Source organism: Dorea sp. MB18-49 (assembly GCF_023669465.1).
GTDB classification, from domain to species: domain Bacteria; phylum Bacillota; class Clostridia; order Lachnospirales; family Lachnospiraceae; genus Dorea_A; species Dorea_A longicatena.
Window position 1 is genome coordinate 39,345 of record NZ_JAMOYX010000007.1, and the last position, 16,483, is coordinate 55,827.

Consider the following 16,483-nt stretch of genomic DNA (forward strand, 5'->3'; position numbering starts at 1 on the left):
CTTACAGGAATGTAAGATTAAACAGGGGAAATGTCACATGCTTCGATGGCAGGATATTTCCTCTTTTTTTATAATAGATACCGTAAAGAAGAAATCTTAAAAAGAAAGGAAGAAAAACTTATGTCATTACTGGAAGTAAAAAATGTGAAGAAGATATATACGACTCGTTTTGGGAGCAATCAGGTAGAGGCTTTAAGAGATGTGAATTTTACGGTAGAACGCGGGGAATATGTTGCAATCATGGGAGAGTCTGGATCGGGAAAGACGACTTTGCTGAATATTCTGGCGGCACTTGATAAACCGACAGAAGGAAAGGTTTATTTAAAAGACAGGGATCTGGGAAAATTAAAAGAAAAAGAGATCGCAACGTTCAGACGTCAGAATCTCGGCTTTGTATTTCAGGATTTTAACCTGTTAGATACATTTTCATTAAAGGATAATATATTCCTGCCACTGGTATTATCCGGAAAGAAATATCCGGAGATGGAAAAGAGATTAAAACCGATTGCAGAAAAACTTGGAATTGAAAAACTACTGGAGAAATATCCATATGAGGTGTCCGGTGGGCAGAAACAAAGAGCTGCAATTGCAAGAGCGCTGATCACGAAACCACAGCTGATTCTTGCCGATGAACCTTCGGGAGCACTGGATTCGAAAGCGGCAGACAGTCTGATGAATCTTTTTACAACGATTAACCAGGAAGGTCAGACGATTGTTATGGTGACACATAGTGTGAAAGCGGCGAGTAGTGCGAAAAGGGTGCTTTTTATCAAGGACGGAAAAGTATTCCATCAGCTTTACAGGGGGAATCTTACGAACGAAGAAATGTATGAAAGAATTTCAGATACGCTGAAGATTCTTACCACAGGAGGTGAGGAGGATGAATAATTTCATCTATGAAAAACTTGCTGTGACCAATCTTAAGAATAACCGTAAGACCTATGTACCCTATATCTTTACAGGTGTTCTGACCGTCATGATGTTCTATATCATTGACGCACTGAGCAAGGGGGAAGGTATTACCCAGAATACATTGAAGATATGTCTTCAGTATGCAACGGGTGTGATCATTGTATTTGCAGTGATTTTTCTGTTCTATACGAATAGTTTCCTGATCAAACGACGAAAGAAAGAGATCGGAGTATACAATATTCTTGGAATGGGAAAGCGGCATATTGCACGAATGATGGCAGTTGAGACGATCCTGACGGCGGGAATCAGTATTCTTGGCGGTCTGGTGTTTGGAATAATATTTGGGAAACTGATGTATCTGCTGCTCCTTAAGATTCTGCACAATAGCGTAGATATGCAGTTTTCGGTTAATGGGACTGCAATTGTACAGACTGTCATATTATTTGCAGGAATTTTTCTTCTGACGTATTTATATAACATTTTACAGATACAGCTGGTGAATCCGGTGGAACTTCTGCACGGAGGCAATCAGGGGGAGAAAGAGCCGAAGAGCAGATGGCTGCTTGTGATCGTCGGTGTGGCGGCACTTGGCAATGGTTACTGGATTGCACTTACAACAGAGGCACCGTTAGAAGCACTTTTGAAATTCTTTGTTGCAGTGGTCTGTGTGATTATTGGAACTTATGCACTTTTTATTGCCGGAAGCATTGTGGTATTGAAAATACTCCGGAAAAATAAAGCTTATTATTATAATCCAAAGCATTTTACCAGTGTATCAGGCATGATCTATCGTATGAAACAAAACGGAGCGGGACTTGCGAACATCTGTGTGTTAAGTACGATGGTGCTGGTTATGGTATCCACAACGGTATCTTTGTATGCGGGAATGGAAGATATTCTGGACTCACGTTTTCCGAGAGATGTTTCAATTGTCTGCAATGAAGCCGATACAAATAATGAAGAGACTCTTCAGAGACTGATAAAAGAACAATGTGAGAAAGCAGGGGTAAAAATAACAGACAGAGTCCGGTACAGATATGGCAGTATGAATGCGGTTTTGAAAGGAAATAATCTGGAAAAGGTAGAGCAGTACTATCCGGACAATCATTTTTACTATGTAGAGATGATCACACAGGAAGAGTATAACCGGATAGAAAAACAGAATGTTTCGTTAAAGGAACAGGAGATACTGACCTATACCACGAACGGCAAATGTGGAAAAAAACAGATAAACATTGCAGGACAGAACTATCAGGTGAAAAAAGAACTGTCCGAGATGACGAGCCAGCCGAAGAGCACGGCAGAAATGTATAAGACATTATACATTGTATTTGCAAATGCAGAGCAGATTGAACGTATCGAGTCATTTTCTTATGCAGATAAATTCAACCTGAAGGGAGATGACGGAAAACAAAAAGAGACACTGGAACAGATACAGAACGAATTTTATGAAAAGTTTCCGGATGGAACGATGGAAAGCCGTATGTTAAGCCGTTCTTCTTTTTATGAATTGTACGGCGGACTGTTCTTTATTGGAATCTATCTGGGAAGTATGTTTATTATGGCAACGGTACTGATCATTTATTATAAGCAGATATCGGAAGGCTATGATGACAGGGAGCGTTACCAGATCATGCAGAAGGTTGGCATGAGTAAAAAAGAAGTGAAGCGTTCCATAAGAAGCCAGGTCTTAAGCGTATTCTTCCTGCCGTTGGTTGTAGCAGTGATCCATGTTGCAGTAGCCTTTAAAGTAATGACAAAAATTCTGGGAGTATTAAATCTTACGAATGTATCGTTGTTTGCGGTATGCACAATCATTACGATAGCGGTGTTTGCGGTATTCTATATCATCGTTTACAGTATAACCGCGAAAGAATATTACCGGATCGTGAATTAAGATTAAGGGTTTACCATTGACTTTGTATCTTTCAGGTTGTATTGTTGTTTTAGAATGTTTTACGAATCAAGGAGGAACTTAAAAATGACAAGAGAAGGCGAAAGAGAACTGGTAAAAGTGGAACATGTAAATGGCGGAGACGGTTATATTGTAAGAGAAGCAATGGTTACTTCGGAAGAAGTTGGAGAAGCCTGTAAGATGTATGCCAAGATTCATCTGGATCCGGGATGTGAAGTAGGATACCATTATCATCATGGTGAGACGGAGTCTTACTTCATTCTGACCGGACACGGAACTTATGACGATAACGGCGAAAAACAGCCGGCAAATCCTGGCGATCTGTTCCTGTGTAAAGACGGAGATGCACATGGAATTAAGAACACCGGTGATGAAGAACTTACCTTTATGGCATTGATCTTAAAAAAATAATATTGGAAAATATGAAAAACACCTGTCTGTAACTTGGATTATTTCAGGAATGATACCGGGCCGCAGACAGGTGTTTGTATTGCCATGCATTCGGAAGAAGCTGCCGGGGGCAGGTTCTCTGTATTGATTATAATGAACGGAATACATCCAGCAGCCGGTCATTATCCTCTGGATTCATAATGCAGAACCGTACATATTCTCCGTTCAGGCTTTCGAAAGAAGAACAGTCCCGGATCATGAGATTCTGGTGAATCGCTTTTTCAAAGACATCGAAAGAAGTGAGTCCTTCTTTTAAGATCTTTACAAGAACAAAGTTGGCATAAGCCGGGTAAATCTTTACGGTATCCAGTCCGGAAAGCTCTGTGCACATTCTGGTGCGCTCAGAATCAATGAGAGACCAGGTTTTCTGAATATAATCGGTATCTTTCAACATCCGTTCACCGGCGTAAGCCCCGATACTGTTCAGGCTCCACGGATTCTGGTGGGTAAGAAGTGTCTGAAGAAATGCCTGATTACTGGTGAGACCATAACCAAAGCGAAGTCCAGGTGCGGCGAAGAACTTGGATACACCGCGGATGACCATGAAGTTGTCGAATTCCGGTACAAGAGAAACTGCAGAGAGGGAAGTGCCTTCCGGTGCGAATTCGATATAAGTCTCATCGATCATAACGAAGATACCAAGTGACCGGCATACGGTTAACAGCTTTTTCATATCAGCGGTACTGATGGCTGAAGAGGTCGGGTTGTTCGGATTACAGATGATCAGAAGATCAATATCACTTTTCAGTGTATCGGTCAGATCGGAAATATCCAGTCTGAAATCCTGTTCTTCTTTCAGATTATAATATTCCAGTGTGCCGCCGACCAGATTCAGCTCTCTTGCATATTCGGAATAGGTCGGTCCCAGAAGCAGCGCCCTTTTTGGTGCGCGCTGGCTGATCAGGAGTGAGATAAGCTCCGTAGAACCATTTCCGACAACAATATGTTCCGGCGAGGTATTGGTATATGCAGCAATTGCTTTTTTCAGATCTGTATAATCTCTGTCTGGATAACTGCTGATGATATCCAGATGTTCTGCGAGATCTTTTTTTACCTGTCCGGATAATCCGAGCGGGTTTACATTGGCGCCGAACAAAACAATCTTTTCCTTGTCAAGGTGATAATAATCTGCGATCTTTTCCAGATCGCTTCCGTGAAATTCTGGTTTTTTTTTCATAATTTTCCATCCTATCGACACAATTTTGATATTTTCTCTTTCCGGCATTGCCATTCGTTGACAAACAATGCTATAATTTATTATAGTATGTTTTAAGAAAAAAGCAACGAAAGAAGCAGGTGTAGGACTTGAAAAATAAAATCCAAAAATTTTCAAAAGGCGACTTTCAGTTGATACGACCTGATGTTATATTCGATGAGACGAATCTGGTGCTCATTATAGGTGAAGGGGAAGTATACAGGGGAAGTTTTACAATGAGGGCGAATAATGAAGGCAGAATACGAGGACTCGTTTACTCGTCTTCTTTTCGTGTTCATTTTAAGGACCAGGGATTCGAGGGAAATCCGTCGAGGGTTGAGTTTACATATGACGGACGTGGGCTTCGTCCGGGACATGTAGAAGAAGGTAAATTTACGATCGTATGCAGCGGTGGTGAATATGAACTGTCGTTTACAGCTATTATAGAAAAACCATATGTGATGACAACGTATGGAAAAGTACAAAGCACAGATGATTTCCGAAAACTTGCGATCAAAGATTTTTCGGAAGCAGGAAGATTATTCCGGTCTAAAGAATTCTATGAGATTTTAAAATATGAAAATGAACGTACTTTCTATCTTTATGACAATATGCGTAAATGGTCTCTCAGTGAGCAGGCGATGGAAGAATTCATGGTGGGAATCAAGCAGAAAGAATGCATTTTCCTGACATTGCAGGGAGAAGGAATGCTGTTTGAAGATCTGACTGAGTCAACGAAAGGAACTTTGACTCTGATGAAGAATACCTGGGGATATATGCCGATCAAGATTGAGACAGTAGGAGATTTTATCCGGGTATCAAGACCGGAAATCAGTACAGAAGATTTTGTGGGAAATGCACATGAGATAGAATATGTGGTAAGAGCAGAGAAGCTTCATGGAGGACGTAATTACGGAGCACTGAAATTTGTGACACCGTATGAGACACTGACATATGAAGTGGAAGTACTGCAGAATCAGGAATATGACGAAGATCACAGGATGCCGGAACTTCTGATGGCACAGATCGTAAAAGAATATGTAGGCTATATGGCAGGAAGAGTAAGCAGAGATCATTGGGTGGACAGTGCGATCGAGAAGATGGTTACACTTCGCAAATTAGAACCACTCAATGAGGTATACCAGCTCATGCTGGCTAATATTTATCTGCTTGGAGAGAAGATAGAAGAAGCCAAATGGATTCTGGAGAATTATAATTATAACCGGTTTGCAATCGGGAAAGATCCACTGACAAACTGTTATTATCTTTACCTGACTGCAAAAATCCGTGGAGACGTGAATTATGAAGAACGGGTACTGGATGAGGTTGGAAAGACATATATGCGTCATCAGGATTCCTGGTGGCTGCTTTATATGATCCTGAATCTGGATACACGCTATAAAAATCCGTACAAACGTCTGGAAGTTCTGGAACAACAGTTTGAATATGGAATTCATTCGGTTATGTTCTATCTGGAAGCATATCTGTGTTATCAGGAAAAGCCAACGCTTCTTAAAAAGCTCGGAACATTCGAGATACAGGTGTTGAATTTTGCTACAAAATACCGGATGATGACAAAAGAACTGGCCCTTTATATTTCAAATTTTGCCAGCCAGCAGAAGAAATACAGTGATAATCTTTTCAGAATCCTGGAAAGAATCTATAAGATGTACGATGAACCGATGATCCTTAATACAATCTGTACACTTCTGATCAAAGGAAATAAAACAGAGAAAAAGTATTTCTTCTGGTATCAGAAGGCAGTAGATTCGGATCTTAAGATCGCACAGCTTTATGAATACTATATGATGACAATTGATGAGGACAGTGCACACGGACCGCTTCCAAAATCACTGGTATTGTATTTTATGCATGGAAATGCACTGGATTATAAAAAAGCGGCATATCTCTATGCAAGTCTTGTGATTCATGAGGAACAGGCTGGAGATCTGTATCTGAATTACCGGGAACAGATGGTAGCATTTACATGGGAACAATTGATGAAGCGCCATATTACAGAATCACTGCGCACTTTATATAAACGCTTCTGCAAAGAAGATGAGATGTCTGCGGAGCGTATGGAGGCGATGCGTGACATTTGTTATTCCTATGAAGTAAGAACAAAAGTACGTGGTATGAAGTGCGTTCTGGTTATTGAAAAGGACGGCTCTGTCCGTCAGCGTATTCCTTATGACGAGAAGAATGGGGCAATTATATATCTGTATGACAAGGAATCAAGAATTGTCTGGGAGTCTGTGGAGGGAAGACACTATACGGATTCGATTCCGTATGAGACCAAGCGTCTGTTCTATGAACCACGTTTTGTAGATATGTGCCGAAAGTATGCGGCATCTACGGGATTCTGGAATCAGGAGCCGGAAAAAGAAAAACCAGATTATGATAAGATCCTGGCAAAAGGAATCGATGCATTTGATGATAAAGATGTATTTCTGGTATGCAGCCGGAGGATCAGAGAAGAAAATTATACAGAAGATGATTTTCTAAGTTATCTTGCGTTTGAGATGTTCAGACGCGGCCAGTATGATAAAGTGACACTGACATATCTGGCGGAGTATTATTGCGGTGCAATCGGTGATATGAAACGGCTGTGGAAAGTGCTGAAGCAGTATGGTGTGCCATCATATAAGGTCAGCGAAAGAATTATCACTCAGATGGTATTTGCAGAGACGTTATATAAAGAAGAGCATATATTTGAAGATTATTATCTGTCGGATAATGTATATTTCCGTCTGAAGCAGGCATATCTTGCATATGTATCCAGAGAATATATCGTATACGGACGTAATCTGGAAAAATGTGTATTTGAAATAATTGCAAACGAATGTGAAGAGAAAGAAGATCTGCCGGATGTATGTAAGATTGCACTCTTGAAGTATTATTCAGATAAAGAATATTCTGAGGAAATGGCGGCGGTCCTTCATCAGGTAATAAGAGAAATGTGTGAAAAACAGCTGGTATTCCCATATTACCTGAAATATCCGGAAGAATGGTTAAGAGAAGTACAGCTTTATAATAAGGTTATGGCAGCATATCGTTGTAAGCCGGGAGGAAAGGTAAGGCTGTACTATAAGATGAAGCAAAAAGAAAGAGAAGAACTTGGATACAGAGCAGAAGCCATGATGCCTGTATATGAGAATCTTTATGTAAAGCAGTTTGTGCTTTATGATGATGAGTCTGTAAGCTATTATTTCCAGGAGTCCGGAAATGGAGAAATGATCACTACAGATAAGAAGACACTGGAAACTGATAAAGAACGCATTTACGCGGGAAAATATCAGCAGTTGAATGAAATGACAGGTATGGACTCTGAGGCAGAACGCAAAAAAGCTATGCTGGAATTCGAGGAAGAAGAACAGATGGCGAATCAGATATTTAAGATATATTAATGAAGAAAGGAGGAGATGATAATGAAAAAAGGAAGTATTCTGGGAGTTGATCTGAATGAAAAAAGCTGTCAGATCAGCTACTATGATGAGAATAAAGAAGAGCCGGAAACGATGGAGGCAGCAGTAGACAATTATCAGATTCCTCTGATACTGGGATATTATAAAGACCGATGGGTTTACGGACAGGAAGCAAAACGGTTAAAAGAAGCAGGAGAAGGAGACATTGTCACACATCTGTTCCGGAAGGCCGTGAAAAGAAAAAAAGTACGTGTAGGAGAAAAGATACATGACGGAGTATGGCTCCTTGCCAAATTTGTCAGTCTGATGCTGAAAAAGTTTGAAAAGATTGATTATATTACATTTTCTGTTCCATATACGAATGTGGATATGTCAAAGATGTTAAAGGGGATCGGTAAACATATAGGTGTGCCCGGAGAGTGTGTGTTCGTACAGGATTATAAGGAAAGCTTTTGCCAGTATATGTTCTATCAGCCAAAAGAACTGTGGCAGTATGAATCGGCGTTATTCTACTGCGATGCACAGGAGATACGTGCATATATGCTCAGACGTCTGAATACAGTGAGCACAAAAAGCAGAGACATGTTCGTAACAGTAGAAGAAGTTGCCAATGCACATATGAGGGAACTTGAGGCTATTTATCCTGTGCTGAATGTGGACAAGGCGAAGGATGCCGATGAAAGCTTTAAATCATTTATTCAGAATGTGTTTGATAAAAAAGTAGTATCGTCGGTTTATCTGACAGGGGAGGGGTTTGAAAATAACTGGTATCCGAATTCTCTGAAGGTGTTATGTAACGGAAGAAGGGCCTTTCTCGGAAATAATCTTTACAGTAAAGGTGCCTGCTATTCGTCCATGCGTTATGCAGACCCTTATGACGATGGACCGATTTATCTTGATGGGACGAAGATGACAGAACAGATTTGTCTGCGCATGCGTATTGCGGGGCAGGAAGGCTGGTATCCGATCGTTGCATGGGGAACACATTGGTATGAAGCTGATGGACAGTGGGAAGTAATACTGGAAGATACATCTGATATTGAGATTCATATAGAGTCACTGGATGGAGAAGATCTTAAAGTGGAAACTGTTTCTTTGGAAGGACTTCCGGAACGTACGGATTATTCGTTGAGGCTTCAGATAGAAGTGATGTTTCTGGATGAGCGTACGTGCAGACTTCGTTTCAAAGATGTGGGATTTGGCGAGTTCTATCCGGCATCAGACTTCTTTGTAGAAAAGGAATTACATTTAGGAGGTATCAATGGGCAGTTTAATTCTTTGTCATAAAAAACGGGCCAAAAGACCTTTCGAAATATCCAGGGTGCACATGCGGATTTATACAATCGAAGAATTGTGCTATTACATCTGCAATAATCTGTATCTGATTGATTATACAATTGTGAACGAACGATTATGCAGATGGATCGGTGATGAACTGGAACTTCCGGAATTGTCATCCGAACTTCGAAGACTTCTCCGGGAAAATGGTTCCATGGAAGAATTTGTACTTACGATTCTGAAAGAATCTAATATATATGCGACAGCTGAGATCCACAAAATGCAAAGTGTTCTGGAGCAGCTGCAGTCACAGAGAGATGTAGAAAAAGAAAAATATAAGGCGGACAGCTTACAGAACAGTAAAGAATATGAATCGGCGATTCTTGTATATCAGTCTATTATTAACAGAGATTGGGATGAATCGGTAGATAAGAAGTTTTATGGGCGTGTATATGCGAGTATGGGGGCAGCATACGGGCATCAGTTTTTGTATAAAGAGGCTGCAAAAGCTTATCAGGAAGCGTATAAGATATGTGAACAGCCGGATATGTTAAAAGCATATCTCTATAGCTGCTACAGAGCGCTTCCTCATGAAGAATATATTAAGTTGTTGTCGGGAAATCCGGTGCTTCTAAGTCTCGATACTGTGATACAGAATGAAATAGACCAGACTAAAAAAGAAATTGGTCTGGATATTCCGGAAGAAAAGCTGGAAGAATGGAAAAAGGAATACCGCAGGATTGACAAACACCGCAGAATATGATAATATATCCAAAGATTTTAGTGTGATAAAGTAATCAACTGCTAAACTAGTAAAAGAGTGTAGTGGCTGTTTGGCACACGTAAAAGGAATACAGGAGGATATATGTAATGAAAAAGAGATTAGTACTGCTCCTTGTTACGGCAATGGCAGCTACAACGGTATTGGCAGGATGTGGAAGTAAAGATTCCGGTTCATCTGATAATGGGAAGAAATCGTCAAAAGAAGCAAAGATAGAGAATGATGATGATACATTGATCGTTGGATTTGATGCTTCTTTCCCGCCATATGGATATAAAGACGACAGCGGAGAATATGTTGGATTCGACCTCGATCTTGCACAGGAGGTATGTGACAGAAACAACTGGAAACTGGTAAAACAGCCAATTGACTGGGATTCCAAGGACGCGGAACTGAATTCTGGGACGATAGACTGTATCTGGAATGGATTTACTATGAACGGTCGTGAAGATGATTACACGTGGTCAGATCCATATATTGATAACAAGCAGGTTGTAGTAGTCAGAAGTGATTCCGGTATTGATGATTTTGCCGGGCTGAAGGGAAAGCATGTGGAAGTACAGACGGATTCTTCCGCACTTGCGGCACTGGAAGGGGATCAGAAAGATCTGGCGGCAACATTTGCAGATCTGAATCAGGTTGCTGAATATAATACAGCATTCATGGATCTGGAATCTGGTGCATGCGATGCAATTGCAATGGATATCGGAGTTGCGAACTATCAGGTGAATTCAAGAAAAAATCCGGATGATTATAAGATCCTGGATAAAGAAATTTCATCTGAACAGTATGCGGTTGGATTCAAAAAAGGAAATACAGAGCTGAAAGATAAAGTCCAGAAGACACTGGATGAAATGGCAGAAGACGGAACAGTGGATAAGATTGCAGAAAAATATGCAGATTACGGAGTTCCGGGAGCTCTTTGTATAGGAAAGAACGGTAAGTAAAATGAAGGGGCCAACCCCGGAGGGGATTGGCTCTTTTTTACTCGCTTGAAAGAACTGGAGGATGTAACAGATGGAGATAGGAACACTGATAAGAGAGCTTGGTGGAGGAATGTGGATCTCGGCAGAGATATTTATCCTGACATTACTCTTTTCTCTGCCTCTTGGACTAGTAGTTGCATTTGGCAGAATGTCGAAGATCGCACCGGTCAGATGGATTTCAAAATTATACATATCAATTATGAGAGGAACACCGCTGATGTTGCAGCTTATGGTGGTGTATTTCGGACCTTATTATCTGTTTGGAATGCGAATTTCCACAGGATATCGTATGACAGCAGTACTGATTGGTTTTGCAATTAATTATGCGGCATATTTTGCAGAAATTTACAGAGGCGGAATTGAAGCAATTCCGGTGGGACAGTATGAAGCGGCAAAGGTGCTTGGGTATTCGAAAGGTCAGACATTTTTCCGTATTGTATTTCCACAGGTGTGTAAACATATTCTGCCTGCCGTGACGAATGAGATCATTACATTGGTAAAAGATACTTCACTTGCATTTGTATTGGCGGTAACTGAGATGTTTACTATGGCAAAGCAAATCGCAGCGGCACAGACCTCTATGGTTCCATATATCGCGGCCGGTATCTTCTATTATGTGTTCAACCTGCTGGTTGCGATGATCATGGAGAAGATTGAAGAAAAATTGAATTATTACCATTAGGAGGAATAGACCATGAGTCTGCTTGAAATGAAAAATATTAAAAAAAGCTTTAATGGAGTAGAAGTTCTGAAAGACATTTCTCTAAAGGTAGAAAAGGGAGAAGTTCTGGGTATTATCGGCCCGTCGGGTTCCGGTAAATCGACACTTCTTCGGTGTGCGACAGGACTTGAGACTGCGGATGCGGGAGAGATTCATTACGAAGGAACATTCGGACTCGTATTTCAGAACTTTAATCTGTTCCCGCATTATTCGGTGATGAAGAATATTACAGATGCGCCGATCAAAGTGCAGAAGCGTAAGAAAGAAGAGGTTTATAAAGAAGCAAGAGAGCTTTTAAAGAAGATGGGACTTTCCGATAAGGAAAATGCATATCCATGTCAGTTATCGGGCGGACAACAGCAGCGTGTATCGATTGCGAGAGCACTTGCGCTGAATCCGGACATTCTGTTCTTTGATGAGCCGACGTCGGCATTAGATCCGGAACTTACTGCAGAGATTCTGAAGGTCATTCGTGAACTTGCAATGGAACATATGACGATGGTAATTGTCACCCATGAGATGAATTTTGCGAGAAATGTATCTGATCATGTGATTTTTATGGACGGGGGAGTGATCGCAGTGGAAGGAACTCCGGAGGAAGTATTTGATTCATCGAATGAAAGAATGAAAGAATTTCTGGGGAAATTCAATGATTAATCGTCATGCGTTCAAAAGAGATTGTATGTTAAAATTCTAATGAATAAAACACGATTATAAGTAGAACTTATTAAAAGACGCGCTATAAATAATGTATCGGTACGAGTACAAGGCAGGTGGAAATATTGCTTTTCCTTCTGCCTTGTATTATACTAATATAGCAAAATGCTTTTTAAAGACAGTTTTGACAAATGAAAAATTTGAAAAGAATGGAGTCTGCATTTATGAGTGAATTTGAAAAAGTAACAACAGGACTGGGTGAAGAATGCGGTGTGTTTGGAGCCTATGATATGGATGGCGGAGATGTTGCACCATCCGTTTATTATGGACTTTTTGCATTGCAGCACAGAGGACAGGAAAGCTGTGGTATTGCGGTGACGGATACATATGGAGAGAGAAAAGTACATTCCAAGAAAGGCCTTGGACTGGTAAATGAAGTATTCGATGAAGAGTCGCTTCAGGAACTGAAGGGAAATCTTGGTGTCGGACATGTCAGATATTCGACGGCGGGCGGTTCCAGAGCAGAAAATGCGATGCCGCTGGTTATTAATTATGTGAAAGGAATTCTTGCGATCGCACATAATGGTAACCTGACCAATGCAATCGAGCTTCGCCATGAACTGGAGTACACAGGCGCAATTTTCCAGACAACGATTGATTCTGAAGTGATTGCATATCATATTGCCAGAGAACGTCTGAATGTAAAGAAGGCAGAAGACGCGGTGAAAAATGCGATGAAGAAGATCAAAGGTGCATATGCGCTGGTTGTTACCTCGCCGAGAAAATTGATCGGAGCAAGAGATCCGTTCGGACTGAAACCGCTCTGTATCGGAAAGAGAGATAATACATATTTCCTTGCTTCCGAAAGCTGTGCGATTGCTGCCGTTGGCGGAGAATTCGTAAGAGATGTAGAGCCTGGAGAAATTGTAAGCTTCACAAAACATGGAATGAAATCGGATAAATCCATGGCGATCGATCCGAAGAAGCAGGCAAGATGTATTTTTGAATATATATATTTCGCAAGAATGGACAGTGTGATTGATAATGTTAATGTCTATCATGCAAGAATTGTTGCGGGAAAGGCACTGGCAGAGTCGTATCCGGTAGACGCTGATCTGGTTGTTGGCGTGCCGGATTCCGGACTGGTTGCGGCAAAAGGATATTCGGAACAGTCTGGTATCCCGTATGGAATGGCATTCCATAAGAACAGTTACGTCGGAAGAACATTTATTAAGCCAAAACAAAGCCAGAGAGAAAGCAGTGTAAAGATTAAGCTGAATGTAATTGAAGAGGTTGTAAAAGGAAAACGTATTGTTATGGTGGATGATTCTATTGTACGTGGAACAACCTGTGCGAATATCATTAAGATGCTCAAGAAGGCCGGAGCAAAGGAAGTGCATGTAAGAATCAGTTCCCCACCGTTCTTGCATCCATGTTATTTCGGAACAGATGTGCCTTCAAATGAACAGTTGATCGCACATTCTCATACAACGGAACAGATCTGTGAGATGATCGGGGCAGATTCGCTTGGATATATGGAAGTTGAAAAGCTGAAAGATATGGTTGGAGATCTGGCATTCTGTGATGCATGCTTCACGGGAAATTACCCGATGGAAGTACCGGGAAGAGATATTTCACTGGCGTTTGAATAAAAAACAGGTTAAAATAGTCAGGTAGAAGAATTGATGAAGGAGATTATGAGTATGAGTAACGACAGATATACAAGTCCACTTTCAGAAAGATATGCAAGTAAAGAGATGCAGTACATTTTTTCGCCGGATAAGAAGTTCCGCACATGGAGAAAACTCTGGATCGCTCTTGCGGAGACGGAAAAAGAACTGGGACTTGATATTACAGATGAACAGATTGAGGAATTAAAAGCACATGCAGATGACATCAATTATGATGTGGCAAAAGAAAGAGAAAAAGTAGTCCGCCATGATGTAATGTCTCATGTATACGCATATGGAAAACAGTGTCCGAAGGCAAAAGGAATCATCCATCTTGGAGCAACTTCCTGCTATGTAGGTGATAATACAGATATCATCCTGATGTCAGAAGCACTGGAAATCGTCAGAAAGAAACTGATCAATGTGATCGCCGAACTTGCAAAGTTCGCAGATGAACACAAGAATCTTCCGACACTGGCATTCACACATTTCCAGCCTGCACAGCCTACTACAGTAGGTAAGAGAGCAACGCTTTGGATGCAGGAATTTATGATGGATCTTGAAGATCTGGAATATGTGAAGGGAAGCTTAAAACTTCTTGGATCTAAGGGAACGACAGGAACACAGGCAAGTTTCCTGGAACTCTTTGACGGAGATCAGGAGACGATCGATAAGATTGATCCGATGATCGCCAAGAAGATGGGATTTGAGACCTGCTATCCGGTATCAGGACAGACTTATTCACGTAAGGTGGATACCAGGGTTGTGAATGTACTTGCAGGTATCGCAGCAAGTGCCCATAAGATGTCCAATGATATCCGTCTCCTTCAGCATCTGAAAGAGATTGAAGAACCGTTTGAGAAGACACAGATTGGATCTTCTGCAATGGCATATAAGAGAAACCCAATGAGAAGTGAAAGAATTGCTTCACTTTCCAGATATGTGATGGTGGATGCCATGAACCCGGCAATCACTTCTGCGACACAGTGGTTTGAAAGAACACTGGATGATTCAGCAAACAAACGTCTCAGCGTACCAGAAGGATTCCTTGCAATTGACGGTATTCTGGACTTGTGTCTGAATGTAGTAGACGGACTGGTTGTATATCCGAAAGTTATTGAAAAGAGACTTATGTCAGAACTTCCGTTCATGGCTACAGAGAACATCATGATGGACGCTGTAAAAGCCGGTGGAGACAGACAGGAACTTCATGAGAGAATCCGTGAATTATCTATGGAAGCAGGACGTAATGTAAAAGAAAAAGGACTGGATAATAACCTGCTTGAACTGATCGCAGCAGATCCGGCATTCAACCTTTCACTGGAAGAATTGCAGAAGACAATGGATCCTGCCAAATATGTAGGACGTGCACCGGTACAGGTGGAGGCATATCTGAATAATGTGGTAAATCCGATGCTGGAAGCAAATAAGGAAATCCTTGGCGTAACAGCGGAAATCAACGTATAAAAGGATATAAAGAAACTGCTAAAAAGAAAGTGGTATCTCGAGTGTGGCGAGATGCCACTTTCTTTCCTTAAGTACGTGCTTTATAATCATATATATAAACTATAAGTGAAATGTCAGGGAAGAAGGTGGATAGATGGGAATGAATATACAAAAGAGTGCCGGTATAAAAGCAGATACATTTATATTAAAACGTAATAACATGGACAGATGGATCCGAATGGATGTGGCTATGTTGATTATATTGGCAATTTGTACCCGTCTTGTCGCAGGAATAATGAATGTGGAGAAGATGGATGCTTATACAGGATCCGGTGAAGGATTCTGCAAAGCAGTATCGGAAAGTCATGGCGTGGATATGGTAAAAGATTGTTTTGAATTAGGAACTCAGAAGGTTTTGGATGTAAAGAAAACTGCGAAAAGTGTATGTAAGTCTGTGACGATAAAGAAAACGATGCAGGATGTAATAAGACCGACGGAAACAGAAGAAATAATTCCGGAAGTAAAAGGTGTTCCGGAAGCAAAAGACGGGAAAGCTGCATGGGCAAATATGGACTCCGCGAAAACAGAGACCATAACGCAGGAAACAGTTACGGATAAGAGTGTTCCGGAATCTATAACAGGAAAAATAACAGAAGAACCTGCAGGAGAACCAATGACAGAAGACTTGTTGAACCTGGAAGGCTTTAAGGTGAATTCAGAAGGCGTGATAGAAGGATATGAGAATCTGGATCTGATTCTGTGTGATGGGATGATCATCTTTCCGGCAGATGAAAGATGCAGCGGAATAGGAGAACATGCACTGGATGGAATTTCGGATGCGGTAGAAGTCTATATTCCGGCGAATATTACTTTTGTTGCACCAGGAGTATTGGAGAAGATAGGCGGACTTATGTATATTGAAGTTGCACCGGATAATCCGGTGTATGAAAGCCGGGATGGGATGCTTTACAACAAGGGAGGAGAACTTATAAGCCGGCCGAATGGAAGATGATATAATTGGGGTAAAAAGGGTGTGCGAAAAGCACA

The 16,483-nt window shown here is 41.1% G+C and carries 13 protein-coding genes; 12 read left to right on the forward strand and 1 reads right to left on the reverse strand.

The window, feature by feature from the left end; translation table 11 throughout:
• The first annotated feature begins 120 nt into the window (after positions 1 to 120).
• The 3 genes from NCY30_RS04030 (at position 121) to NCY30_RS04040 (ending at position 3,238) form a co-directional block, all read left to right on the forward strand.
• Positions 121 to 888 carry an ABC transporter ATP-binding protein gene (locus NCY30_RS04030; protein ID WP_028086259.1) on the forward strand — a complete coding sequence of 256 codons (768 nt, stop codon included), beginning with the start codon at positions 121 to 123 and terminating at the stop codon, positions 886 to 888.
• The gene (locus tag NCY30_RS04035; RefSeq protein WP_006426774.1) at positions 881 to 2,809 is read left to right on the forward strand and encodes an ABC transporter permease; all 1,929 of its coding nucleotides are present in this window, start codon (positions 881 to 883) and stop codon (positions 2,807 to 2,809) included. The genes NCY30_RS04030 and NCY30_RS04035 overlap by 8 nt, the downstream gene beginning before the upstream one ends.
• Before the next feature lie 84 nt (positions 2,810 to 2,893).
• Positions 2,894 to 3,238: a cupin domain-containing protein gene (locus tag NCY30_RS04040; protein ID WP_022416046.1), complete on the forward strand. Its 345-nt coding sequence runs from the start codon at positions 2,894 to 2,896 to the stop codon at positions 3,236 to 3,238.
• 127 nt (positions 3,239 to 3,365) lie between these two features.
• Here NCY30_RS04040 and NCY30_RS04045 read toward each other — a convergent pair whose 3' ends face one another.
• Positions 3,366 to 4,454, reverse strand: coding sequence for a pyridoxal phosphate-dependent aminotransferase (locus NCY30_RS04045; RefSeq protein ID WP_022416047.1), 1,089 nt, complete (start codon positions 4,452 to 4,454; stop codon positions 3,366 to 3,368).
• 128 nt (positions 4,455 to 4,582) lie between these two features.
• Here NCY30_RS04045 and NCY30_RS04050 point away from each other — a divergent pair, with 128 nt between their 5' ends.
• From NCY30_RS04050 to NCY30_RS04090, 9 genes are all read left to right on the forward strand, one after another.
• Positions 4,583 to 7,879, forward strand: coding sequence for a DUF5717 family protein (locus NCY30_RS04050; protein WP_044919623.1), 3,297 nt, complete (start codon positions 4,583 to 4,585; stop codon positions 7,877 to 7,879).
• 21 nt (positions 7,880 to 7,900) lie between these two features.
• Entirely contained in the window at positions 7,901 to 9,184 is a 1,284-nt protein-coding gene (locus NCY30_RS04055) for a DUF5716 family protein (RefSeq protein WP_022416049.1), read from the forward strand.
• Entirely contained in the window at positions 9,159 to 9,938 is a 780-nt protein-coding gene (locus NCY30_RS04060; RefSeq protein ID WP_006426769.1) for a hypothetical protein, read from the forward strand. Before NCY30_RS04055 ends, NCY30_RS04060 begins: the two co-directional genes overlap by 26 nt.
• A gap of 107 nt (positions 9,939 to 10,045) precedes the next feature.
• A complete protein-coding gene (locus tag NCY30_RS04065; RefSeq protein WP_006426768.1) occupies positions 10,046 to 10,903 on the forward strand; it encodes an amino acid ABC transporter substrate-binding protein in 858 nt (285 codons plus the stop codon).
• Between the two features lie 70 nt (positions 10,904 to 10,973).
• Positions 10,974 to 11,624, forward strand: a complete 651-nt coding sequence (locus NCY30_RS04070; protein ID WP_006426767.1) for an amino acid ABC transporter permease — start codon at positions 10,974 to 10,976, stop codon at positions 11,622 to 11,624.
• Positions 11,625 to 11,636: 12 nt separating this feature from the next.
• Positions 11,637 to 12,320, forward strand: coding sequence for an amino acid ABC transporter ATP-binding protein (locus tag NCY30_RS04075; RefSeq protein ID WP_006426766.1), 684 nt, complete (start codon positions 11,637 to 11,639; stop codon positions 12,318 to 12,320).
• Between the two features lie 224 nt (positions 12,321 to 12,544).
• The gene (purF, locus tag NCY30_RS04080) at positions 12,545 to 13,972 is read left to right on the forward strand and encodes an amidophosphoribosyltransferase (protein ID WP_130096511.1); all 1,428 of its coding nucleotides are present in this window, start codon (positions 12,545 to 12,547) and stop codon (positions 13,970 to 13,972) included.
• Between the two features lie 51 nt (positions 13,973 to 14,023).
• Entirely contained in the window at positions 14,024 to 15,457 is a 1,434-nt protein-coding gene (gene purB / locus NCY30_RS04085) for an adenylosuccinate lyase (protein WP_022416053.1), read from the forward strand.
• Between the two features lie 139 nt (positions 15,458 to 15,596).
• Complete coding sequence (locus tag NCY30_RS04090) at positions 15,597 to 16,448, forward strand: hypothetical protein (RefSeq protein WP_207670977.1); 852 nt, start codon at positions 15,597 to 15,599, stop codon at positions 16,446 to 16,448.
• Positions 16,449 to 16,483 lie beyond the last annotated feature (35 nt).

Bases quoted from the DNA above. Each gene is read 5' to 3' on its own strand.
- NCY30_RS04090 (WP_207670977.1), top strand. From the start codon at position 15,597: ATGAATATACAAAAGAGTGCCGGTATAAAAGCAGATACATTTATATTA.
- NCY30_RS04030 (WP_028086259.1), top strand. From the start codon at position 121: ATGTCATTACTGGAAGTAAAAAATGTGAAGAAGATATATACGACTCGT.
- NCY30_RS04045 (WP_022416047.1), bottom strand. From the start codon at position 4,454: ATGAAAAAAAAACCAGAATTTCACGGAAGCGATCTGGAAAAGATCGCA.
- NCY30_RS04075 (WP_006426766.1), top strand. From the start codon at position 11,637: ATGAGTCTGCTTGAAATGAAAAATATTAAAAAAAGCTTTAATGGAGTA.
- purB (WP_022416053.1), top strand. From the start codon at position 14,024: ATGAGTAACGACAGATATACAAGTCCACTTTCAGAAAGATATGCAAGT.
- NCY30_RS04055 (WP_022416049.1), top strand. From the start codon at position 7,901: ATGAAAAAAGGAAGTATTCTGGGAGTTGATCTGAATGAAAAAAGCTGT.
- NCY30_RS04035 (WP_006426774.1), top strand. From the start codon at position 881: ATGAATAATTTCATCTATGAAAAACTTGCTGTGACCAATCTTAAGAAT.
- NCY30_RS04060 (WP_006426769.1), top strand. From the start codon at position 9,159: ATGGGCAGTTTAATTCTTTGTCATAAAAAACGGGCCAAAAGACCTTTC.
- NCY30_RS04040 (WP_022416046.1), top strand. From the start codon at position 2,894: ATGACAAGAGAAGGCGAAAGAGAACTGGTAAAAGTGGAACATGTAAAT.
- NCY30_RS04070 (WP_006426767.1), top strand. From the start codon at position 10,974: ATGGAGATAGGAACACTGATAAGAGAGCTTGGTGGAGGAATGTGGATC.
- NCY30_RS04065 (WP_006426768.1), top strand. From the start codon at position 10,046: ATGAAAAAGAGATTAGTACTGCTCCTTGTTACGGCAATGGCAGCTACA.
- purF (WP_130096511.1), top strand. From the start codon at position 12,545: ATGAGTGAATTTGAAAAAGTAACAACAGGACTGGGTGAAGAATGCGGT.